Raw genomic sequence first — 22,715 nt, forward strand, 5'->3', positions numbered from 1 at the left:
ACGATTAAGTGAGAGTTAAAAACGACAATAATGAGTCATTTATTGCCAAATGGCTGTTAATGACGTATCTTTTCATTATATTAGCTAGTTTGGTAGTTGAAGTATCTATGCAACACATTCCTATTTATTACTTGGGACACTTAATTACAGTACTAGAAGAAAATAATGTGGATACTCAAGCTTGGTTAACGCAAAACGGTCTAAAATTTGATGCCTTATTAAACGAACAATATAGTATCCCCGCGTCGTCTTTTGATAACTTACTTATTGACGCAATTTCTCGGCAATTTTCTAAGCATCTAGGATTAAGTGTCGGCAAAAAATTACAAATTGCCCATCATGGTACATTTGGCCTGGGCCTATTGAACTGCAGCGATGTGGCTCAAATGCTAGAGTTTGTGAAACAATTTCTTGCTATTCGTATTCCCTTTATCGAAATCAATATATTGACTAAAGAAGATCAAGTCTTAGTTTTGGCCAAAGATACTCATTGGGATGAGCAATTACACCGTTTCATAATAGAGGCGGTAACGGGCGCTGTAGTGAATATATTTGATGTTTTACAGCAAAAAGTACCAAAACTTAAAATGCAAAAAATATTTTTTGATTATCCTCAGCCCAGCTATGTGGACAAGTATAACGAGTATTTACCGGTCAGTTTTGAATTTGAACATGCATATTGTGGCATTGTGTTTTCAAAGGAAATGTTGAATTTGAGTATACCTAATGTGGATAGGCTAAGTTACTTGCAAGCTAAGCAAGCGTGCCAAGAGGAGTTAGAGAAACACTATCAGCACGCAAGTTACATTGGGAAGGTAAAGCAGTGTTTAATGCAATTTGATAATCAAAGGCCATCATTAGAGCAAGTTGCTCAGTTATTACATACCAGCCCACGCAGTTTACATCGCTATCTAAAAGAGGAGGGAACAAGCTTTAAGCAGCAACTTGATCAGCACCAAGCATCTGTTGCCAAAGAATGCTTGATAGTATATCGCTATTCAATCTCCGAAACGGCTGCTCATTTGGGGTATTTAGATATTGCGAATTTTAGGCGTGCATTTAAACGATGGTATCAATGCACTCCTAGTGATTTTATACAGGAACAAAAAAGGTGATAGAACAACAAGCACAAACAACTGTTCACTTTGCGCATGCGAACGGATTTCCTAGTGGTAGTTATCAAAAAATGTTTTCTGGCTTTTCATCAAAATATCAGCTTATTGCAATCGATAAATTTGCCCACAACCCTAAATATCCATTAAATGATAATTGGCAAAATCAAGTGAGTGAGTTAATTGATTATGTAGAAGCACATCAATTACAACAAAAGAAACAATTACCAGTGGTGCTAGTTGGTCACTCTTTTGGTGGGGTAATATCATACATGGCGGCGTGTACGCGCCCTGATTTATTCTGTGGCCTTATTATGCTAGACCCGCCTTTAGCAACAGGACTAGCTAGGTATGTCTTTCGAGCCATTAAAAAGACTAAATTTATAGACCATATTACGCCTGCTGGCATGACTAGTATTCGAAATCATCGATGGAAGCATGGCACTGATTTACATCAGTATTTTTCACAAAAGAAGTTATTTAAAGACTTCGATCCACAATGTATTGAAGATTATGTGGCATCCGTAATTGAGCAGCAAGGCGATAGTTTAGTACTCAATTTTGATGTAGCAACTGAAGCTAACATTTTTCGAACTTTGCCTCATAACCTCCCTGAATACGCAGGTAAACTAACTATACCAAGTGTATTAATTACCAGTCGAAATACAGATGTGTGCGTGCCAGTTTTACGAAATCCTTTTTTAAAAGCAAATCCATCGGTTAAACATATAGAGTTTGACAAGGGAGGTCATATGTTTCCCCTAGAGTACCCACATGAAGTTGGACAGATAATTAACAAATGCATAAGGTCTTTTGCATTATAAGTTAACCCAGTCAATTTAATACCTGAAAATAGAGGCTGTACATATCTTTATATACTGTCAGAAAATTTTACACTATTTTATCGTCGCATTTTAAGTAATTGTTTTATAATTGATTTTTGCTTGGCTCGATTATTGCAAATCATAAATTTTTTAATAAAAAACATAGGGAAATTATTCAGTGAAATATTTAATGATTGCTTTACTGGTCGTTGGGAGCGTTTTCTTTACAAGTGCTTCTAAAGCCGCGTTAATTTCGGTAAGTTCTGGCCCGCAAGCAGAGCTGGATTTAAATGGTGATAGAATAGTTGATCCATTTACCTTTACATTTTTAAATTTGCGACAGCTTGATGCGACAGAAACGTCGATTGAAGTGATGTTTAACTTTATCGGTTTGGATTTAGATTCTAGAAGTGAATTTTTAGTCACCGCAGTGACAAATTCTGCAGGCTCTTTCGCTCTAGGTCAATGGTCAAGTGTTGTGCTTACCAATCCTAACCCAAGATCCTATAATTATGATGGCACAGCTACAGCTAGTTTATTGCTATCAACAATTGGTGGGTTTTCAGGTGGTGATTTAACGTTGATTATGACACCGTCTGATTCTGTGAATGCATATGTAAGTGGCTCAACGTCTCGTTGTAGAACTAATTGTGGTGGGTCGTTAAGTGCGACACTTACTTACAACGCTGTGCCTTCACCATCTACCATAGGTTTGCTATTAGCAGGAATTTTTGCAGTAGTTTGGTCAAGAAGAGCGAAATAGTGGTAAGCAACAAAGGATGACTTTGGTTCATCACAAAAAAGAGCGCTCAAATAGCGCTCTTTTTTTTGTTTATACCAATTTTAAAGTGTGTTTAGCATTTCTCTAGTTACCAGCACCACGCCATTTTGTGAGACTCGAAATCCTCTAGCAATATCTTCGTCATGGTCAAATCCGATAATCATGTTATCAGGCACCACGCAGCCTCTGTCAATGATGGCTTTGTTGATTTTTGCGCCTTTTCCAATAGATGCGTTGGGTAAAATGACAGCTTCATTGATAATCGCGCTTGAGAATATGTTCACGTTCGAGAACAGAATACTTGATTTAACCGTTGAGCCGGAAATAATACACCCACCTGAGACTAGGGAGTTTAGCGCTTCGCCTTTATTGTGCTCATTCTCATAGACGAATTTAGCAGGTGGCAGTTGTTCTTGGTAGGTCCAAATTGGCCACAGTTTGTCGTAAAGGTTAAGTTCAGGTACAGGAGCAACAAGCTCCATATTAGCTTCCCAAAAACTATCAAGCGTCCCTACATCACGCCAGTAAGAGTCGTTTTTTGCACTCTTTTTAAAATCAAAAGCACAAACACGATAGTTATCGATAATGCTAGGAATAATGTCTTTGCCAAAATCATGGTCAGAATTTGGATTAAGAGAATCACGTTCTAGCTGTTCGAATAAAAAATCGGTATCAAAAACGTAATTACCCATTGAAGCTAGACAACTGTCTGGGTCGTCAGGTAAAGGAGCAGGGGAGCTTGGTTTTTCTATAAAGCCATTAACTTGATTATTGTCATCGATTGAAATAACCCCAAATGCCCCTTTTGCTTGTTCAATTGGTACAGACATGCAACTTACGGTCATTTTTGCGCCAGATTCCACATGCTGTGCCAACATCGGGCCATAATCCATTCTATAGATGTGGTCGCCCGATAAAATCATTACATATTTGGGTAATTCGTCTCGGATAATATCAATATTTTGATACACAGCATCGGCTGTACCTTGATACCAATCCTCTGAAAAACGCTGAGAAGCGGGAAGTACTTCAACTGATTCGCCTAATTCTTTTTTAAAGTGCCCCCATCCACGCACAAGGTGCCTAATAAGAGAGTGCGATTTATATTGAGTCAATACTCCAATGTTGCGTATCCCTGAATTGATACAATTGGAAAGAGGGAAGTCGATAATTCGGAATTTTCCACCAAAATATAAAGCAGGTTTAGCACGCCAGTTGGTCAATTCATGAAGTCTTGAGCCGCGCCCGCCTGCAAGCACTAAGGCATAAGTGTCTCTTGTTAAGTTACTGATATAACGATTATTTGGTTTTTCCATTTGCTACCCCCTATAGGCATACTCTTTAACATACTAAGTGATTATTTTTTTGCGAGCAATCAAAACACGCTAAGATGCGTAAATAATAAGACGCAGCAATTTAAACCAATCTAGTAATCACGATTATGTGTAATACCTATAAAAGGAAAGTATTATCGTTAAACTACAAATCGCAGTATCTTTGATACTGACAAAGATAAGTGACATACTATTATCACCAAAAACAACCTTACCCACCTTAATGCAAGCTGCTGGTGCTCCTGCTTACTTAAGTAACTTACTAGTACCTATAAGAGAATCTGGTGCTTTATTACCGCAAGCTTTGTTCGCGCGAATGTTACGCTCTTATGAAAAGCGCCATCATATTTGGCAACTTGGTATCATAATTCAAATAACAACAAGCATTCTGATGATAATCTCCGCGCTTTGGATGTCGGGTTTTGTGGCAGGACTTAGCATTTTGGTTGCATTATCTGTTTGGAGTCTAAGTCGGTCATTGTGTTCTTTAGTCATGAAAGATATTCAAGGAAAACACATTGATAAAGGTAAAAGAGGGCATTTAATAGGGGCTGCGGGTACTATTTCTGGGTTTATTAGTCTAACAGTGTCAATCATCGCTATTTACGCCAAAAATGCGCAAATGTTGGACGAAACATATAAATTAATCGCGATTGCCTTAATTGCTACTTGTAGTCAGGTATTTGCATTTGGTGTTTTATTCAATGTAAAAACGAAAGTCAAAGTTCTACAAAAAGTAGAAACCTCAAAGAAACGCGAAGCACTCAGGCTTCGGCTTAAATTATTTATTGCTGCGCGTGCCTTGATGAGTCATACAGCGCTTGTTGCTCCTTTTTTTATTCTTGCTTATTCAGGGAGTAAATTTGGCATATTAGCTTATTTTTTGGCTGCCCAAGCCTTAGCTAGTTTAGTATCTTCATATGTATGGGGAAGAGTTAGTGATTATAGTGCAGTATTATCAATGCAAATAGGTACAAGTATTTGTGTTTTAGCCACTATTACCTTAATTGCTGGCTATTATGCTTATGAAATCATGCTTGAGTATCCTTATGTATTGGTCGCTTTGTTTCTATTATTGCAACTTGGGTATGAAGGGGTAAGGAGCGGGCGCAAAATTTATGCAATTGATATAAGTAGTGGACAAGATAGAACCGAGTTTGTTGCTTTTTCTAATACGGTTGTTGGCGCTTTTATGCTTGCGGCAGGGGGGATATACGCTGCTATTGATGCAATTTTGCTTGACCCGCTTGGTTTTATTTTGATTACCATGGTGTGCCTAATGCTAATAGGTATTTTCATTAGTTTCTGGCTTGATAATGAAAAATAGAGCGTTTATATCATTGTGTGCGTTAAAGCATGCAGTGAATGAGACTGCATGACAATTATGCTTTGGTTGCCAATATCGCTTTTGCCGTTTTTGATTGATTATCTCTTTGTAAAATGTTGCTTATCCAATCGCCGGTTTCGATGAGTTTATTTAAGTCAATGCCCGTGTCGATGTTCGATTCGCTTAACATATAAACAAGATCCTCACTAGCGAGATTGCCTGATGCGCCTTTAGCGTATGGACAACCACCTAGACCAGCCACACTTGCATCAAAGGTTGCAATACCTTCTTGTAAGCCAACTAATACATTGCTTAAGGCTTGACCATATGTATCATGGCAATGAAGAGCTAATTTATCACTAGGCATGCTGCTAAGTAATAGGCTTAGTAATTGTTGTGTTTTTAGCGCAGATCCTACACCGATGGTATCTCCCAATGATACTTCATAGCAGCCTAAGTCGAACAGTGTAGCGCTTATATCTTTGACGGCCTGTTTCGAGACTTCGCCTTCGTAAGGACAACCTAGGGCACAAGATACATATCCTCGAACGGGTATGTTATCGCGATTTGCTTGCTTAATGACGGTAGCAAAACGCTCTATACTTTGCTCGATTGAACAGTTAATGTTCTTTTGCGAAAAACTTTCAGATGCACTAGCAAATACTGCGACGACATCTGCACCTGATGCTTTCGCATCATCATAACCTCTTAAATTGGGCGTTAAGGCACTATAGATAGTACCTTTTTTCCTTTTGATAGTTGTTAATACCTCATTTGAGTTTGCCATTTGCGGCACCCATTTGGGTGAGACAAAGCTGCCTGCTTCAACATGAGACATCCCAGATTCTGATAAGCTATCAATTAGTTGGACTTTCTGAGCTGCGCTTAGCGCTTTGTTTTCATTTTGCAAACCATCTCTTGCGCCTACTTCAATCACATTTACAAATGAAGGTAAATTGGACATCTTATTTCGCCTTTTCTTTATTAGTCGGTATCAGAAGTAACGGTCAATAAGACGGCACCACCATCTACTCGCATGCCACTTTTAACAAAACTAGCGTCAACGACACCGTCATAAGGTGCTTTTAAGCTATGTTCCATTTTCATCGCCTCTACAATAACAAGAAGCTGTCCTTTGCTGACGTTTTCTCCTTCGCTGACCAATACATTGACAACTGTACCGTTCATTGGCGCCAAAATATCCCCTGCATGAAGCGCATCAGATTGGGTTCCCAAATCAGGTGGAATTTTGTCAACAGTCAGTAAGCCTTGGTCAGACAATAAATAAAGCTTTCGCGAATTTTCATAATAATCGCACTGCCATTTTTCATTGTTTGTTTCAATAAATAGTTTATCGGACGCTTTGTTCACACGATATTCATAGTGTTTGGTATCATATAAAAAGCGGCATCTGCCAGCGTTTTGTTGATAATGCGCGATATCAAATTCAAGATCTTCTATATTAAATTTAATATTTTTATGATACTCGTGGTTCAATCTAAAGCCTGATAAGGTATCTTGGTCAACTGTTGCATGAAGCGCCGCAACGATGCTGATAACTGCTTTATCACTTAAGGCATTTGATTGCTGATTAATAAGCGCTTCATGTCTTTCAACAAAATCTGTAGTGAGTTCAGCATTCACAAAAGGCTTGCTAGTCGCGACTTTTATCAAATATGGAATATTGGTAACTAAACCACACAACATATATTGCTTGAGACTTTTGACGAGTAAATTTAATGCTTTGTCTCTATCATCAGACCAGACAATTAACTTTGATATCATGGGGTCATAATATATAGATACTTCATCATGCGTGACAACTCCTGTATCAACTCTCACGTTTTGATTGGTATCAGGTGCTTGAAGGTATTCAATTAAACCGGTTGCTGGCAAAAAATCATTGTTGGGGTCTTCAGCGTATATTCTAGCTTCAAATGCATGTCCAGAGCAGCGAAGTTGTGCTTGTGATTTTGGTAACACTTGATTGTTTGCAACAGATATCTGCCACTCTACTAAATCTTCTCCTGTTATAAACTCAGTGACTGGATGCTCAACTTGCAAGCGAGTATTCATCTCCATAAAATAAAATGCACCGTCGCTATCTAGCAGAAACTCTACCGTGCCTGCACCAACGTAATCAATTGCAAACGCAGCTTTTAATGCTGCTTCGCCCATTTGTTGCCTAAGAGTGTCACTTAATCCGGGGGCTGGAGCTTCTTCTATTATTTTTTGGTGTCTTCGTTGAACGGAACAGTCTCTTTCAAACAAATAAACACCATTGCCATGATGATCACAAAAAACTTGGATTTCTACATGTCTTGGCTCTGTTAAGTACTTTTCAATCAGCATATGATCGTCACTGAAGCTCTTCATTGACTCTCGCTTAGCCGCATTTAATGCATCAATGAAGTCTTCATCTTTCCATACTTGCCGCATTCCTTTTCCGCCGCCACCTGCAGCAGCTTTTAGAAGAACAGGGTAGCCCATCCGTTGTGCTTGTTCGTGTAAAAAAGCAGGGGATTGTTCATCACCATGATAGCCTTAGTACAAGAGGAACATTTGCTTTTTCCATGATTGTTTTTGCGGCCGATTTACTTCCCATAGCGTTAATAGCATCTGCAGGAGGACCTATAAAGATAATCCCATTGTCCTGACATTCATCTGCAAAAAGCGCATTCTCGGACAAAAAGCCATATCCAGGATGGATTGCGTCAACATTATACTCTACTGCTTTTGCGATAATGCTATTGCCCTTTAAATAGCTTTTACTTGCTTCGGCTTCACCGATATAAATAGCTTCGTCTGCCATTTTTACGTGTTGAGCGCTTCGGTCCGCGTCTGAATAAACGGCTACTGTGTCTATTCCTAGGCGTTTTGCTGTTTTGATTATACGGCAAGCAATTTCACCTCTATTAGCAATCAGTATTTTATTAATCATGTTTGATAATCCAATTTGCAGGGCGTTTATTCAAAAAAGCAGTTAGGCCTTCTTGACCTTCATCCGATACTCTTATGGCTGCAATTTTTTTGCTCGTATACGCGATTAACTCTTCGTCAATGTTTTGATAGCTCACATCTTTAACCAGTTGTTTTGCCTGGGACACTGCTTTTGGGCCATTTTTAAGAAGGCTGTCGATGACACTTTGTACTTGAGTATCTAAATCTTCTTCACTCACAGCTTCACTAATCAAACCGATTCTTCGGGCTCGTCTCGCAGAAAAAACATCCGCGGTCATAAATAGGTATTTAGCAACACGAGGCCCTAAGGCTTCTATTACGTATGGGGATATAGTCGCAGGAATAAGTCCTAATTTAACTTCGCTCAAGCAAAATTTACTTAATCTACTAGCGATAGCAATGTCACAACATGCGACTAATCCAACTGCGCCACCAAAAGCTGCACCTTGAACCCTTGCAATCGTTGGTTTGTCGATTGAATATAGTGCATGAAGCATATCCGCTAATTTTTGCGCGTCGCGGCGATTTTCATCTTCAGTGTACGACGCCATTTTCTTCATCCAATTCAAATCGGCACCTGCACTAAATGATTTGCCATTAGACTGCAGTACCATTACACGGATTGCGTCATCATTTTGGACTTTAACAAAGCTCTCATGTAAAGCGCTAATAACATCTTCATTGAAGGCATTATGTAGCTCAGGCCGGTTAAGCGTAACCTTTGCAATAGCGTTCTCTACACTAAATTCAACAAAACTCATATTATGTTCTCATTTTTATTACGCAGTATTTTTACTCGCGTTTACATTCTAAACACACCAAATTTAGTGTCGCTAATTTCTTTATTACTCGCTGCTTTTAATGCAAGAGACAATACTTTTCTAGTATCTGCGGGGTCAATAACACCATCATCCCATAAACGAGCCGACGCGTAATATGGATGACCTTGCTTTTCATATGTCTCGATGACGGGTTGTTTAATGTCGTCGATATCGCTATCACTAAGTGTTTCGCCGTTTCTTTGAGCTTGCCCAATTTTTACTTGCGCAAGCACACCTGCTGCTTGAGCTCCGCCCATCACCGAAATTCGTGCATTAGGCCACATAAATAAAAATCTTGGGTCATATGCTCGTCCACACATGCCATAATTACCTGCACCAAAACTACCTCCAATTAATACGGTTAGTTTAGGCACGTTTGCACAGGCAACAGCCGTTACCATTTTAGCGCCATGCTTTGCAATACCGCCTGCTTCGTATTGTTTACCAACCATAAAACCTGTGATGTTTTGTAAAAATATTAAGGGGATACGTCTTTGGCAGCATAGCTCAATAAAATGTGCACCTTTTTGGGCAGATTCGGCGAATAATATGCCATTGTTACCTAAAATACCGACGTCGTATCCATCTATTTTGGCAAAACCACAGACAAGGGTTTCACCAAAGAGTGCTTTAAATTCATGAAAATCACTATCATCCACAATACGCGCAATGATTTCTCTGACATCGTAAGGCTGCTTGCTATCTTTAGGGATAATCCCGTAAATCTCTTCTGCGCTATATCGAGGTGAAATACTGGCATGTTGAGACAAATATTTATCATTTCGATTTAATCTTGCAACGGCGTCTCTGGCTATACTTAACGCTTGTTGGTCATTATTAGCTAAATGATCCACTACACCCGATGTACGACAGTGAACATCGCCTCCGCCTAATTCTTCGGCCGTCACCACTTCGCCTGTTGCAGCTTGAACAAGTGGTGGTCCGCCTAAAAAGATAGTACCTTGTTCTCTCACAATGATTGATTCATCTGCCATTGCAGGCACATATGCACCTCCAGCAGTACATGAGCCCATCACCACTGCAATTTGTGGAATATTCATCGCTGACATATTCGCTTGATTGAAAAAAATTCGACCAAAATGCTCTTTGTCTGGAAAAACATCGTCTTGCCTTGGTAAATTTGCGCCGCCAGAATCGACTAAATAAATACAAGGTAGATTATTTTCAATCGCAACAGTTTGCGCTCGAAGGTGCTTTTTAACGGTCAAAGGATAGTACGTCCCGCCTTTGACCGTTGCATCGTTTGCGACGATCATACACTCAATGCCATTGACTGAACCAATACCCGCTATCACGCCAGCACAAGGCACATAGTCATCATATACTTCATAAGCTGCAAGTTGTGCAATCTCTAGAAAGGCAGTATTAGGGTCTATTAAATTTTCTATGCGTTCTCTAGGTAGTAATTTACCCCTAGAAAGGTGACGTTCACGCGCTTTTTCACCGCCGCCAAGCATAATTTTAGCGACGGTTTGACGCAAATCATCAACTTGGAATTGCATATGAGCTTTATTTTGCAAGAACGCTTCACTGGCAGTATTTATTTTTGATTCAATGACGGGCACGGATATATTCCTTGAAAAGCATGTCTATTCAGACTAGTAGAAAAACAAAATTTAACAAAAAAGAACTAAAGCTTTAAAGCCATCGTTCTTTTTCGTTTTATCACGAGTATTTATTTTGATTCGTTAAACAATTCGCGACCAATTAGCATGCGACGTATTTCAGATGTTCCTGCTCCAATCTCGTATAGCTTGGCGTCTCTTAGTAGTCTGCCGGTTGGATATTCGTTGATGTAGCCGTTTCCACCCAATAGTTGGATTGCATCCAATGCCATTTTGGTAGCCAATTCAGCTGAATACAAAATGGCTCCGGCGGCGTCTTTTCGGGTGGTCTCACCACGATCACAGGATTTTGCGACTGCATACACATACGCACGAGCGGCATTCATCTGTGTATACATATCCGCTACTTTGCCCTGAACAAGTTGAAACTCACCAATTGACTTACCAAATTGACTACGGTCATGAATGTAAGGAACAACCGCGTCCATACAAGCTTGCATGATCCCCAAAGGACCTCCCGATAAAACAAGGCGCTCGTAATCTAAACCACTCATTAGCACCTTAACACCACCACCAATCTCACCAAGAATGTTGGATGCGGGAACCACAGCGTCATCAAATACTAATTCACAAGTATTTGATGAGCGCATACCAAGCTTATCTAGTTTTTGTGCTTGGCTAAATCCAGGGGTATCTTTTTCAACGATAAAAGCAGTAATTCCTTTAGAGCCGCCGTTGACATCCGTTTTAGCGTAGATGATAAAAGTAGCAGCGTCAGGACCATTTGTTATCCACATTTTATTGCCGTTTAGCACATAATCGTCGCCTTTTCTATCAGCTCGTAGTTTCATACTCACTACATCTGAACCCGCATTAGGCTCGCTCATTGCTAGCGCGCCAACATGCTCTCCACTTACTAAAGAAGGGAGGTATTTTTCTTTTTGCGCTTGACTGCCATTTTTATAAAGCTGATTAACACACAAGTTAGAGTGGGCACCATAGCTTAAACCAATGCCAGCAGAGGCGCGGCTTATTTCTTCCATGGCGACGGTATGTGCTAAATACCCCATGTTAGATCCACCAAATTCTTCACTTACGGTTACACCAAGCAGCCCCATTTCACCTAATTTAGGCCACAACTCGTTAGGAAAACTATTTTGTTCGTCCGCTTTTTCAGCTAGTGGAGCAATTTCATTTTGCGCAAAGTTATATACATGCTCGCGTAGCATGTCGATGTCTTCGCCAAGGCCGAAGTTTAGTGTTGGATAGGGCGCAGTAATCATGCAATACCTCGTTTTATATCGTTAAGTTCAATTTGACAGCGGGCCTCAACATCGTCTAATTCATTCATTAGCATTTGAATATCATTAAATTGCTGTTGCAGGACGGCTCTTTTTGTTTTGGTGAGCTCAAGCATCGTCTCAAGCTGAGCCTCGGAATTATTATTTGCATCGTATAACTCAAAGAGCTTTTTAATTTCAGCTAATGAAAAGCCTAGTCTTTTACCACGAAGAATGAGTTTAAGGCGTACCTTATCTTTAAGATAATAGATGCGTGCTTGGCCGTCTCGTTCAGGCGCTAACAAGCCTTGTTCTTCGTAAAAACGAATAGAACGAGGTGTAATATCGTAATGTTTTGATAGTTCGCCAATGCTAAAGGTCGTTACACTCATAAGCCGTGATGTTAATAATCATAAAATTTACATAATAATGACTTTACGTTTACGTAAAGTCAAGTTAACGTAAAGGTAAAGTGAAGTTTGACATTATTAAATGTCATAAGACAGAATGTTGAAATGGTCGAAAGTTTTAAGTGTTAAGCAACGTTTAAGGAACAGCAATGAGTGATTCAGTAGTTATTGTAGCAGCAAAAAGAACCGCAATGGGCGGGTTTATGGGTGGCTTGTCAAACGTGCCATCTCCAGAACTTGGCGGTATAGCAATAAAATCAGCGATGGAAACCCTAACGCAAAAAACATCGCAAGCGATTACGATAGATGAGGTAATTATGGGGTGTGTTTTACCAGCTGGTTTGGGGCAGGCACCTGCTAGGCAAGCTAGCTTAAACGCCCAATTGCCTTTATCGACTGGCGCAACAACTATCAATAAAGTCTGTGGCTCAGGAATGAAGGCAGTTATGTTAGCACATGATCTCATAAAGTCTGGTTCGATAGATGCAGCCATCGCTGGTGGAATGGAAAGTATGAGTAATGCACCCTATATATTGTCAAAAGCACGTGCAGGCTATCGTATGGGGCATGGTCAAACGTTTGATCATATGATGTTAGATGGCTTAGAAAATGCCTACGATGGCAAAGCGATGGGGTGTTTTGCGCAAGATACCGCCGATGCGCAAAACATCACAAGGCAACAAATGGATGAGTTTGCTATTAGCTCTTTAACACGCGCTCAAAACGCAATTGATAGTGGTGCTTTTGATAACGAAATTGCCCCTGTTACGGTAAAAAGTAGAAAGGGACAATCGGTTATCGATACTGATGAAGGTCCAGGCAATGCTAAAATAGAGAAGATCCCTAGTCTACGCGCTGCCTTTAAAAAAGATGGCACTGTGACAGCTGCAAATTCTAGTTCTATCTCTGACGGAGCTTCAGCGCTTGTGGTTATGTCTCAAGCTAAAGCAAATGCATTAGGACTGCCTATTCTAGCAACGATAAAAGCACATGCAACGAATGCGCTGGCACCTGAAGATTTCACTGTTGCCCCCGTTGGTGCCATTGAAAAGGTCTTGGATAAAGCAGGGTGGAAAAGCGATGATGTTGATCTGTTTGAAATAAATGAAGCGTTTGCAATGGTGACTATGTTAGCAATTAATCATCTTAAGCTAGATATTGATAAAGTTAACGTAAATGGTGGAGCTTGTGCGTTGGGACATCCCATTGGGGCTTCAGGTGCACGTATTTTAGTCACCTTAATTCATGCATTACGAAACCAAGGTAAATCAAAAGGCCTTGCTGCCTTGTGTATTGGTGGCGGAGAGGCGACTGCAATTGCAATAGAAGTCTAGAGTGTTAGGCGCTACTACGGTTTATTTAATTGGTTCGTAGCGCCAGCTTCCATCTTCTAGTGCAACGCGACATGCGTTGGTTTCCGTATCTGCTTTCCAAATCTTTTTATTAAGCTTGATAACAACGCCATGGAAATAGCTCTTTAGTCGCTACCACTTTCGCATTGGATTCGTAAGTGTCCTTCATCCTTTGCAGTTTATTCATCGTCTCACGTAGCCAGTTTAGCAGTATTCGTTCCGATTCAAGTTCACTGTTGAGGTCACGCAGTTTATTTTTCAGCGATGCGGGTATGTATTTGTTATTAATGCTGGATACCTTTAACTCGTGGTCTGCATTAGAACTAGATAATTGTTTAAATAATTCGCCAATTGAGTCTAAACGCTCACAAACAATATTGTATCCGTCGCTATAATCAATTATTAGCTCACTGCCTGAAATGGCGCCAACGCTGCCCGCAGTAATTGTTGATTGGCATTTAACGGTGCTAGCAAATAGGTTTCCTTTTGGGTTATCAATTTTACCAACAACGACTGAACCTCTGCATCGTACCCTGGAATAAGCAAGCTGCTTACTAACATTTATATCTTTACCACACACTAAATCAAGTCCTTGGCCATGTGAAATAAAGACACTTCCTTTTGCCACTAACTGACAATCAGCCTCATTCATTTTGCCCATAGCGCCTTGTGTGATAATAATATCACCACCAGACCTGATATAGGCTGATTCGACAAAGCCATTAATCGTCACGTCACCTTTTGCAATGATTTGCATATTTTCAGTAACGTCGCCGGTGACAATTACTGCGCCTTCATATTTAATATTGCCTGTTCCAACATTAACACCTTGACACTCATATACATCATCGACATACATTTGGTCATTTTTAAATTTTGCTTGTCCCGCCATGCTAGCTAAAATTAGATCGTTATCGCTGGTATCGATCTCGGTGTTTGCACCTAAATCAATATCCTTAAGTTCGCCTGGTGTTGGTGCAAGGGGCTCATTTTTAATAGTATAACCAGGGCGGCCATTACCTTAGGTGGCATTCTCATTGCGATTTTTGTACCGGGAATGACGCAAAGTACGTCGCCTAAATTGCGCATGTCGACTTTGTCACCATCAGCTTCTTGGGGTTGTAAAACACGCTCAAGTGCATTAGGGACAAGCGGTTTAATATAAGAGTCCTTGCCCTGTCTAGGCGGCAGTCCTACAGCAACCACTAAACTCATTGTTTCGCCGGGTTCTGCTTGAGCAATTTGGTCGATTAAGGTTTTGATCCGTTTTTTACTAATCCCTCGACAGATTCCGTGTTCGGCAAGTAGTGCGACAACCTCTGGTAAAGTTATAGTTGGACCTTTGAAAGGGGCTTGAATGACTAAGGTCGCTTGCATGTTATCAGGCGATATTTTTACTTTCGCTTCAGCTTTTTTGAGTTCGCCAATTTCAAACTCAAAGCTATCCATATCGCCATTAACTTCATTTTTTGTCGTAATGTCTTTTAATGCCAACAGTTTGTCTTTTGAGACTACATAATGATCATAGTCACCTTGTTGTATAAAAAAAGATATTTCATCCACATCTAACACACCCTCAATCATTAACGGATCTACCGATAGCAAAAGGGTTTGCTCATCATCAGAAATGTGTACATTTATGCCATTCATTATGTCAATGCGTGCTCATCTGTTTGTTCATTATGCTTAATCCTGCTAGCGGTCTTAGCACATTAAAAAATAATACTATGTAATGAGTATCGACCGCTATACCTAAATCAATAGTGTAGGTATTAATATTTTAGTGATTGACTAATTGCTGGCCGTAAATTCTTAGTTTTTTAAGCAACGCAAGCTTTTCTGGCTGTTGTGAATGTTGAATCGCTAAATCATCAATCGTGCGAAAATATTCCTCAATGGAGAGACACTCAGGTTTGTGATTCATGGTCAGTCTCTTGATTTGGTGAGCTTGCCACTGCTGCTGTTCTATTTCATTAAGTGTATAAATATAATGTCTTGCTCTATACCGAAATAATCGTTTCTTTAGTGATTCGCTAGAAAATTTTTCTGCAAAACTTTCTAATTGAAAAGGCTCGGTTTCTCGCAGTTGTGACATCAGTGACATGTCTTGTGATGAAGGAAATTCACTGGCATAAAGTTGAGCATCGATATCATCATACAACTCATAGCTTTTTGCATTTTCATATGCTTTTAATAATACATCACATTTTTGAAACAGCTTGTCACACTGTTTTAAACGCTTGTAGTTGTTTCTACAAAAGTCTATATCCACCCCAATCCTTGACGCATTTTCTGCTGATAGCATTTTGGCAGGAGCAATAAAAGGAGATTTGTTAATACTAAGCGTTGGTATGACAGATTTGACTTGTATTATGTGATCGTCAGTCAGAGAATCGATATGTTCAAAGCAAGACATAAGTACATCAATCGGCTTTGATAAATCGATGTACGTAAATGCATTATTGTTTGTAGGATGGCGACCAATAGGCATTATTAAACTAGTGCAAGATTGCTCACTACTGATATAACCACTGACATGTATAAGCGCGCCTAATTGGTTTTCTTGCAGTATATCGAGTACTTTTGATTTATTTCTTAGTTGCCAGTAGTAATCATATAACTTGGGATGGTTGTGCTTAATGAGTTTTGCCATTTCTATGGTGGCTTTTACATCACCTAAAGCGTCATGAGCGTTATCATGTTCGATGCCGTTGTGTATTGATAGGGTATCTAATTTAAAGCAAGGTCTTCCGTTATCATACTTAGGCCACTGAATGTTGTCTGGTCTGAGTGCATAACAAGCTCGAACCAAATCAATGATATCCCAGCGTGAATTGCCATTTCGATATTCTCTGTCATATACCGGGAAAAAGTTCCGATAAAATAAAAAGCGAGTGACTTCGTCGTCAAATTTGAAACTATTGTAGCCGGCAACACAGGTACTCGCCTGGTTCATATGTTGATAAATTTTATCGGCGAATTCTGGTTCACTAATTCCAAACTTTTGTGTTTGCATCGGATGTAAGCCTGTTACCAGACACGCTTGTGGATGCGGAAGGTAATCGATTGGCATTTGACACATGTAATTGATGGGTTTAACCGTCTCAATGATATTCAGATCTAAGTCAGTTCTGATCGCAGCAAATTGAGATGGAAAATCAAAACATGGTGTGGTTCCCCATGTTTCATAGTCGTGCCACAGGATGCTATGTGTCAAGGCGCTCTCTTATTGTAATGAAAGAATCGAAATATTAGCGTAATTGCTCCTACTATTGAACCTAATTGTACACTGTTCCACTGCGCTTTCTCGTGTTTTTCCGGTTTGATGGCAAACATAAACTAATCAAAAGTAGTATATTCTAAAATGTGTCTTAGAATTATGTACTAAGAATATTTTTGTCTATTTTGTTGGCACATAAAAAATATCAGTAAGCTTTGTCTTTGTTTTTAAAACGTAAAGTATTTTGGTTGTAAAATAAGGTCTGAATAGCTTGCTCTTAAGTCAAAAAAGGAATAGATAAACTTAGCTTTTATTTTATGATTACTGCAATAACTTATGCTTTACAGGTTTCGATGAAAAGGAATGCACGTATGCAAGAGATTTTCAGATTGGGAACGCTAAATAATGCTCAACAGTTACACAATGCAATGGGCTCGTCGATAGCGCCGTATTTTTCAATGCGTAAACTTCGCATTATTTACACACAGCTACAACGTAGTGATGAGTTTGAATTTACTAATTTTGAGGACTTTTGTCATCAAGTATTGCATGCCGTTACGCCACAAAATGAATTGTATAGATGGCAAGCAATTGCTGCTCGACGTTAAGTAAAATATAGGTGATTTTCGTTTAAAGTCGCTAGACAATATCCACTTTAGCTCTTATTCTGGCAAAAACTCAGGATTTTGCCATGTCACACAATCACCATTTACGCCTTAAAATAAAGTTTCTCAGTTTGTCTTTAGGCATGTTTACATGCTTACAGGCCAATGCGCTTACAGCGGATAGTCATCAATCAAATAAGACCGCACCTGTGGCGATCGCTATTCATGGTGGCGCTGGGACGATTTTAAAAGAGAACTTAAGTGACGAAAAAGAAGCTGAACTTAGAAAGGTGTTGGAAGAAGCGTTAAAACTAGGGCATCGTCACCTTATGTCTGGAGATGATGGCGTAGAAGCTGTAACCGCTGCGATCATTCACTTAGAAGACTCTCCTTTGTTCAATGCTGGTTTTGGTGCTGTATATACGTTTGATGGTAGTCACGAATTAGATGCTTCGATTATGCACGGCAAAGACAAAAATGCTGGAGCAGTAGCGGGAGTGACTCGTGTAAAGAACCCTATACTGGCTGCACGCTTAGTTATGGAGACCTCTGAACATGTTATGTTGACGGGCGAGGGAGCACAGCAATACGCACAGCTTTATGAGCTAGAGCAAGTTCCTAATACGTATTTTAATACCGATTTTAGAAAAAATGCCTTGGACAAAGCCAAAGAAAAAATCTTATCGCAGTCATCTGCCTTATTGAGTCCTAAAGCGCTAGTTGAATTTCAAGATTACAAATTTGGGACAGTGGGAGCCGTTGTTTTAGATCAGCAAGGCAACCTAGTGGCAGGCACATCTACCGGTGGTATGACAGCAAAACGCTATGGTAGGGTTGGGGATTCTCCAATTATTGGCGCAGGAACCTTTGCAGACAATACTTCTTGCGCAGTTTCCGCCACGGGGCATGGGGAGTATTTTATTCGCCACAACGTTGCCTCGGATATATGTGCCAGAGTGAAATATCAGGGAGTTTCACTTGAAGAGGCATCCAAAACCGTGCTGTTTGACGTATTAAATGCAGATGCGGGTAGCGGTGGTGTGATAGCAATTGATGCCAAAGGTAATATTGCAATGCCTTTTAATACCGCGGGCATGTATAGAGCAAGCATCGATGTTAATGGTGAAATGACAATCGCCATTTATAAATAAATCTTATTTGTAAGATATTCATTCATTACAAATGTCAGCATAGGTAAAAAGTTAGTTTTATATGTCCAACGCTAATGCAATTGATCTTTGTATGAACAAAGACCGGTTTTTTTGCAAAAGGCCAAAAGAGAAATCGACTCACTTCCTGAATCGGATAGCAAGCAAGCTAAGTTGGACGATTGGGTAATTTCATATCAAAAATCAGCAAACATATTAGCTGACAGGCAAGCTATTGCCCTTGATATTACCTATCCAGATCTTCCCGTATCAGACAAACGTGATGATATAAAAGCCCTAATTCAGTCCAATCAGGTAGTAATCATAGCCGGTGAGACGGGCTCTGGTAAAACAACTCAAATTCCTAAAATGTGCCTTGAACTTGGTTTAGGTCGCAAAGGAATGATTGCTCATACTCAACCTCGACGCCTAGCTGCTCGAAGTGTTGCCAATCGTATATCAGAAGAGCTAAACGTTGAGTTAGGTGACATAGTTGGGTTTAAAGTTCGTTTTACCGATAAAGTATCATCGAAAAGCTTAGTGAAGTTACTAACTGATGGTATGTTATTGGCTGAAATACAGCAGGATAAATACCTTAGTCAGTACGATGCCATCATAATTGATGAGGCACATGAAAGAAGCCTAAATATTGATTTTTTACTTGGCTACTTGAAAAGAATTTTACCCAAACGTCCAGATTTAAAACTGATTATTACCTCAGCCACAATAGATCCACAGCGTTTTTCAAAACATTTTGACGATGCACCAATTGTTGAAGTCAGTGGTAGAAGTTTTCCCGTTGATATTCAATATCGAACCTACATTGAAGAAGATCAAGCACAAGACCAAGTAGAAGCGATAGCCTTGGCAATTGATGAACTTTTCAGTCATGGCAAAGGGGATGTATTAGTTTTTTTAAGCGGTGAACGAGAAATAAGAGAAACCCAGCAATTCTTGCAAAAACGCGCATACAAGGGGACTGAGGTCATTCCTTTGTATGCAAGATTATCCGCAAGTGAGCAACAAAAGATTTTTCATCCAAAAGGTGGAAGGCGAATCGTATTATCAACGAATGTCGCCGAAACATCACTCACTGTGCCGGGTATTAAATATGTTGTGGATACGGGCCTCGTAAGGATGTCACGTTATAGCCACCGTTTAAAGGTTCAAAGATTGCCAATTGAAGCTATTTCACAGGCTTCTGCAAAGCAACGAGCAGGTCGCTGTGGGAGGACCTCTTGCGGTATTTGCATTCGATTGTATAGTGAACAAGATTTTTTATCTCGAGACGAGTTTACAGACCCCGAAATCACCCGTACTCACTTAAGTAGTGTCATATTACAAATGCTTTCTTTGGGCTTAGGAGAGATAAATAAATTTGATTTTCTTCAAGCGCCCGAAGAAAAATACATAAATGACGGCGTGAGATTGTTGCAAGAACTACAGGCAGTTGAGCTTCACAACAGACGTTTACGGTTAACATCATTGGGTCGTAAAATGTCAAAACTGCCTTTAGACCCTAAATATGCTCGCATGCTATTGCACGCAGGACAGTTAGACTGTGTATATGAAGTGATGGTCATAACTGCTGGTTTAAGCGTCCAAGACCCTAAAGAGCGCCCTCATGATAAACAGGCTAAGGCTGATGAGGCTCACCAAGGCTTTGCTGATAAAAATTCAGACCTTATGAGCTTACTAAACTTGTTTGAAGCATTTAAAACCGAACAAAAATCGTTGACTCAAAATCAATTACGAAAATGGTGTATTAGTCATTTCATTCACTATCAACGAATGCGTGAGTGGCAGGATATTGTGCATCAAATTAAGCATATGTTGGTGCCCATTGGTTTGAACCTAAATACACAAGTTGCTCAGTACAAAACAATACACTGTTGTATGATTGTTGGCTTGTTGTCGCAATTAGGTGTAAAAGATCAAAAAGGGCAGTATTTAGGTGCTAGAAATAGTCAATTTAAAATATTTCATGGTTCATCGGTGTTTTCGGCACAACCAAAATGGATTCTAAGTGCTGAGTTAGTAGAGACATCTCAGCTTTTCGCACGGCAAGTTGCTCGAATAGATGTTGAATGGGTTGAATCCCTCGCTGAACATTTATTAAAAAGAAACTATGTTGAAGCGCACTGGAGTAAAAAACGTGGTGCTGTGATGGCCTACATGAATGCCTTGTTATTTGGTTTACCTATTGTAAGTCGCCGTGTCATTAATTATTCACATATCAATCCTGTAGAGTCGCGCGAACTGTTTATTAGAAGCGCTTTAGTAGAAGGGGATACCAAGCTTAATTATTCGTTCTTGCGTGACAATCAAAATTTAGTCAATGATGTTGAATTATTGGAGAAAAAATCTCGCCGCAGAGACATATTAGTCGATGAGCAGGAGCTAGTTGAGTTTTATGAACAACGATTACCTGTGCATGTATGTAGTGAGGCTTCCTTTAAAAAGTGGTGGAATAAAACGAGTCAAACAGACAAAGAATGTCTTAACTTCTCACAACATCAATTGCTTAAGCGTGAAGCAAATGACGTAACTGTCGCTGATTTTCCTGATACGTGGCAGCAGGGCGACTTACTCTTGCCATTAAGCTATCAGTTTGAGCCTAACAGTGATCATGATGGTGTATGTCTTGATATTCCCATCAGTGTGCTCAATCAAATTCAAGACATAGGGTTTGATTGGCTGGTACCTGAGTATGCGCCATGAATTATTGGTTGCTTTAATTAAAGCCTTGCCTAAACGTTTACGCCGTAACTTTGTTCCTGCGCCTGATTATGCGAACGCGTGCATGCATGAGTTAAAAATGTTTGATAAAAATGGCGCTATTCAATCGATTACTCAGGCGCTTGCGACCAAATTGTTCAGAATGTCCGGCACAGAGGTTAAAGCGGATGATTTTGACCTCGATAGCTTGGCAAAACACCTGCGTTTCAATTTTGCTGTAAAGGATGATAGAGGTAATATTTTAGCTCGCGGAAAATCTCTTGGTGATATGAAAAAAGAGTTACAGGGCCAAATAAATAGTACGATTAAAAAGGTAGTAAAAGATAATATTGAGCAAAGTCAGTTAACTAATTTTGACATGCCTTCATTACCTACCATTTACACTCGAAAGCAAAATGGGTTCGAAGTTAAGGCTTTTCCCGCTTTTAAGGTGGTTAATAATAAAGTTGACGTTAAATTATATACTAATCCAAAGGAGGCGAATGAATCACATCAAAATGGTATTATCCATTTGCTGAAACTAAATGTGCCATCACCGGTGAAATACCTTCAAGAAAAACTTCCAAACAAAGCTAAATTAAGTCTTTATTTCAACCCTTTTGGCCAAGTTCATTTATTAATTGATGACATAATTGTTGCAGCGATACAAGCAATTGTCGAAGAACATTGCCCAACAGCGTCACTTAGAGAACAAAATAGCTTTAAAAAAATTCAAGAACAGGTGCGTAATCAACTAAACGATAAAGCATTATCGATAGCCCAAGAGGTCGAAACCGGTCTAGCTACCGCAAATCAAATACAAAAGCAATGCAAAGGCTCGATTCCCTTAAACATGGTGGCTAACATTTCTGCAATTAAAACGCATCTAAACAGTTTGGTTTTCAAAGGTTTTGTTGCGCAAACAAAAGCGAAAAACTTAACAAATTGGAATCGATATTTAAAAGCACTTTTGCATAGGAGTGAAAAGCTAAAAGTAGATCTTAATCGAGACAGGCTAAACCAGCTTGAAGTAGACAAAGCAGTAGCCCTTTATGAAGATAGCGTTGATGAATTCACAAAACAATTAAAGGATGTGGATGAATTGCTGATAATTAAAGAAATGATAGAGGAGTTTAGGATTTCGTTGTTTGCTCAAGCATTAAAAACACAGTATCCAATTTCTCTTAAACGTATCAAAAATAAATTGATAGATATTACAAACAATAGTTGACTTGA

Annotated in this window: 18 protein-coding genes and 1 pseudogene; 9 read left to right on the top strand and 10 right to left on the bottom strand. The window is 39.6% G+C overall.

All coding sequences use genetic code 11. From position 1 onward, the window contains the following. Positions 1–8: 8 nt before the first annotated feature. The 3 genes from ACZ1G6_RS06760 (at position 9) to ACZ1G6_RS06770 (ending at position 2,699) form a co-directional block, all read left to right on the top strand. Positions 9–1,115 (top strand): AraC family transcriptional regulator, encoded by a 1,107-nt coding sequence (locus ACZ1G6_RS06760; RefSeq protein WP_472618601.1) that lies wholly within the window; start codon positions 9–11, stop codon positions 1,113–1,115. Then, on the top strand, positions 1,112–1,936 hold the full coding sequence (locus ACZ1G6_RS06765) for an alpha/beta fold hydrolase (RefSeq protein ID WP_472618602.1): 825 nt from the start codon (positions 1,112–1,114) through the stop codon (positions 1,934–1,936). Before ACZ1G6_RS06760 ends, ACZ1G6_RS06765 begins: the two co-directional genes overlap by 4 nt. A gap of 178 nt (positions 1,937–2,114) precedes the next feature. Further along, positions 2,115–2,699: a PEP-CTERM sorting domain-containing protein gene (locus ACZ1G6_RS06770; protein WP_472618603.1), complete on the top strand. Its 585-nt coding sequence runs from the start codon at positions 2,115–2,117 to the stop codon at positions 2,697–2,699. Between the two features lie 80 nt (positions 2,700–2,779). Here ACZ1G6_RS06770 and glgC read toward each other — a convergent pair whose 3' ends face one another. Then, entirely contained in the window at positions 2,780–4,033 is a 1,254-nt protein-coding gene (glgC, locus tag ACZ1G6_RS06775) for a glucose-1-phosphate adenylyltransferase (RefSeq protein ID WP_472618604.1), read from the bottom strand. A 181-nt stretch (positions 4,034–4,214) separates the two neighbouring features. On the opposite strand from glgC, the gene ACZ1G6_RS06780 reads away from it, so the two are divergent. After that, positions 4,215–5,378 (top strand): MFS transporter permease, encoded by a 1,164-nt coding sequence (locus ACZ1G6_RS06780; RefSeq protein ID WP_472618605.1) that lies wholly within the window; start codon positions 4,215–4,217, stop codon positions 5,376–5,378. 55 nt (positions 5,379–5,433) lie between these two features. Here ACZ1G6_RS06780 and ACZ1G6_RS06785 read toward each other — a convergent pair whose 3' ends face one another. The 6 genes and pseudogenes from ACZ1G6_RS06785 to ACZ1G6_RS06810 form a co-directional block, all read right to left on the bottom strand. Further along, positions 5,434–6,342 carry a hydroxymethylglutaryl-CoA lyase gene (locus ACZ1G6_RS06785; RefSeq protein ID WP_472618606.1) on the bottom strand — a complete coding sequence of 303 codons (909 nt, stop codon included), beginning with the start codon at positions 6,340–6,342 and terminating at the stop codon, positions 5,434–5,436. A gap of 20 nt (positions 6,343–6,362) precedes the next feature. Continuing rightward, positions 6,363–8,319, bottom strand: a pseudogene (locus ACZ1G6_RS06790) (acetyl/propionyl/methylcrotonyl-CoA carboxylase subunit alpha). Further along, on the bottom strand, positions 8,312–9,100 hold the full coding sequence (locus ACZ1G6_RS06795; RefSeq protein WP_472618607.1) for an enoyl-CoA hydratase/isomerase family protein: 789 nt from the start codon (positions 9,098–9,100) through the stop codon (positions 8,312–8,314). The pseudogene ACZ1G6_RS06790 and the gene ACZ1G6_RS06795 overlap by 8 nt, the downstream one beginning before the upstream one ends. Positions 9,101–9,141: 41 nt before the next feature. Continuing rightward, positions 9,142–10,746 (bottom strand): carboxyl transferase domain-containing protein, encoded by a 1,605-nt coding sequence (locus ACZ1G6_RS06800; RefSeq protein ID WP_472618608.1) that lies wholly within the window; start codon positions 10,744–10,746, stop codon positions 9,142–9,144. 110 nt (positions 10,747–10,856) lie between these two features. Further along, positions 10,857–12,026, bottom strand: coding sequence for an isovaleryl-CoA dehydrogenase (locus tag ACZ1G6_RS06805; protein ID WP_472618944.1), 1,170 nt, complete (start codon positions 12,024–12,026; stop codon positions 10,857–10,859). Further along, complete coding sequence (locus tag ACZ1G6_RS06810) at positions 12,026–12,418, bottom strand: MerR family transcriptional regulator (protein ID WP_472618609.1); 393 nt, start codon at positions 12,416–12,418, stop codon at positions 12,026–12,028. The genes ACZ1G6_RS06805 and ACZ1G6_RS06810 overlap by 1 nt, the downstream gene beginning before the upstream one ends. Before the next feature lie 167 nt (positions 12,419–12,585). On the opposite strand from ACZ1G6_RS06810, the gene ACZ1G6_RS06815 reads away from it, so the two are divergent. Next, positions 12,586–13,770, top strand: coding sequence for a thiolase family protein (locus tag ACZ1G6_RS06815; protein ID WP_472618610.1), 1,185 nt, complete (start codon positions 12,586–12,588; stop codon positions 13,768–13,770). A 109-nt stretch (positions 13,771–13,879) separates the two neighbouring features. Here the strand turns inward: ACZ1G6_RS06815 and ACZ1G6_RS06820 are convergent, their stop codons facing one another. The 3 genes from ACZ1G6_RS06820 to sbcB form a co-directional block, all read right to left on the bottom strand. Beyond that, complete coding sequence (locus ACZ1G6_RS06820) at positions 13,880–14,785, bottom strand: FapA family protein (RefSeq protein ID WP_472618945.1); 906 nt, start codon at positions 14,783–14,785, stop codon at positions 13,880–13,882. Then, positions 14,731–15,438 carry a flagellar assembly protein A gene (locus ACZ1G6_RS06825; protein ID WP_472618611.1) on the bottom strand — a complete coding sequence of 236 codons (708 nt, stop codon included), beginning with the start codon at positions 15,436–15,438 and terminating at the stop codon, positions 14,731–14,733. Before ACZ1G6_RS06825 ends, ACZ1G6_RS06820 begins: the two co-directional genes overlap by 55 nt. Positions 15,439–15,568: 130 nt before the next feature. Next, positions 15,569–17,005, bottom strand: coding sequence for an exodeoxyribonuclease I (gene sbcB / locus ACZ1G6_RS06830; RefSeq protein ID WP_472618612.1), 1,437 nt, complete (start codon positions 17,003–17,005; stop codon positions 15,569–15,571). Positions 17,006–17,379: 374 nt separating this feature from the next. Here sbcB and ACZ1G6_RS06835 point away from each other — a divergent pair, with 374 nt between their 5' ends. From ACZ1G6_RS06835 to ACZ1G6_RS06850, 4 genes are all read left to right on the top strand, one after another. After that, positions 17,380–17,616 (top strand): hypothetical protein, encoded by a 237-nt coding sequence (locus ACZ1G6_RS06835; RefSeq protein WP_472618613.1) that lies wholly within the window; start codon positions 17,380–17,382, stop codon positions 17,614–17,616. Positions 17,617–17,699: 83 nt separating this feature from the next. Next, positions 17,700–18,764, top strand: a complete 1,065-nt coding sequence (locus ACZ1G6_RS06840) for an isoaspartyl peptidase/L-asparaginase family protein (protein ID WP_472618614.1) — start codon at positions 17,700–17,702, stop codon at positions 18,762–18,764. A gap of 111 nt (positions 18,765–18,875) precedes the next feature. After that, the gene (gene hrpA, locus ACZ1G6_RS06845) at positions 18,876–21,482 is read left to right on the top strand and encodes an ATP-dependent RNA helicase HrpA (RefSeq protein ID WP_472618615.1); all 2,607 of its coding nucleotides are present in this window, start codon (positions 18,876–18,878) and stop codon (positions 21,480–21,482) included. Then, on the top strand, positions 21,472–22,710 hold the full coding sequence (locus ACZ1G6_RS06850; protein WP_472618616.1) for a DUF3418 domain-containing protein: 1,239 nt from the start codon (positions 21,472–21,474) through the stop codon (positions 22,708–22,710). Before hrpA ends, ACZ1G6_RS06850 begins: the two co-directional genes overlap by 11 nt. The last annotated feature ends 5 nt before the right edge of the window (positions 22,711–22,715 follow it).

The organism is Glaciecola sp. HA4-3, assembly GCF_055693685.1.

Bases quoted from the DNA above. Each gene is read 5' to 3' on its own strand.
- ACZ1G6_RS06815 (WP_472618610.1), top strand. From the start codon at position 12,586: ATGAGTGATTCAGTAGTTATTGTAGCAGCAAAAAGAACCGCAATGGGC.
- ACZ1G6_RS06835 (WP_472618613.1), top strand. From the start codon at position 17,380: ATGCAAGAGATTTTCAGATTGGGAACGCTAAATAATGCTCAACAGTTA.
- ACZ1G6_RS06840 (WP_472618614.1), top strand. From the start codon at position 17,700: ATGTCACACAATCACCATTTACGCCTTAAAATAAAGTTTCTCAGTTTG.
- glgC (WP_472618604.1), bottom strand. From the start codon at position 4,033: ATGGAAAAACCAAATAATCGTTATATCAGTAACTTAACAAGAGACACT.
- ACZ1G6_RS06795 (WP_472618607.1), bottom strand. From the start codon at position 9,100: ATGAGTTTTGTTGAATTTAGTGTAGAGAACGCTATTGCAAAGGTTACG.
- ACZ1G6_RS06850 (WP_472618616.1), top strand. From the start codon at position 21,472: ATGCGCCATGAATTATTGGTTGCTTTAATTAAAGCCTTGCCTAAACGT.
- ACZ1G6_RS06810 (WP_472618609.1), bottom strand. From the start codon at position 12,418: ATGAGTGTAACGACCTTTAGCATTGGCGAACTATCAAAACATTACGAT.
- ACZ1G6_RS06825 (WP_472618611.1), bottom strand. From the start codon at position 15,438: ATGAATGGCATAAATGTACACATTTCTGATGATGAGCAAACCCTTTTG.
- ACZ1G6_RS06785 (WP_472618606.1), bottom strand. From the start codon at position 6,342: ATGTCCAATTTACCTTCATTTGTAAATGTGATTGAAGTAGGCGCAAGA.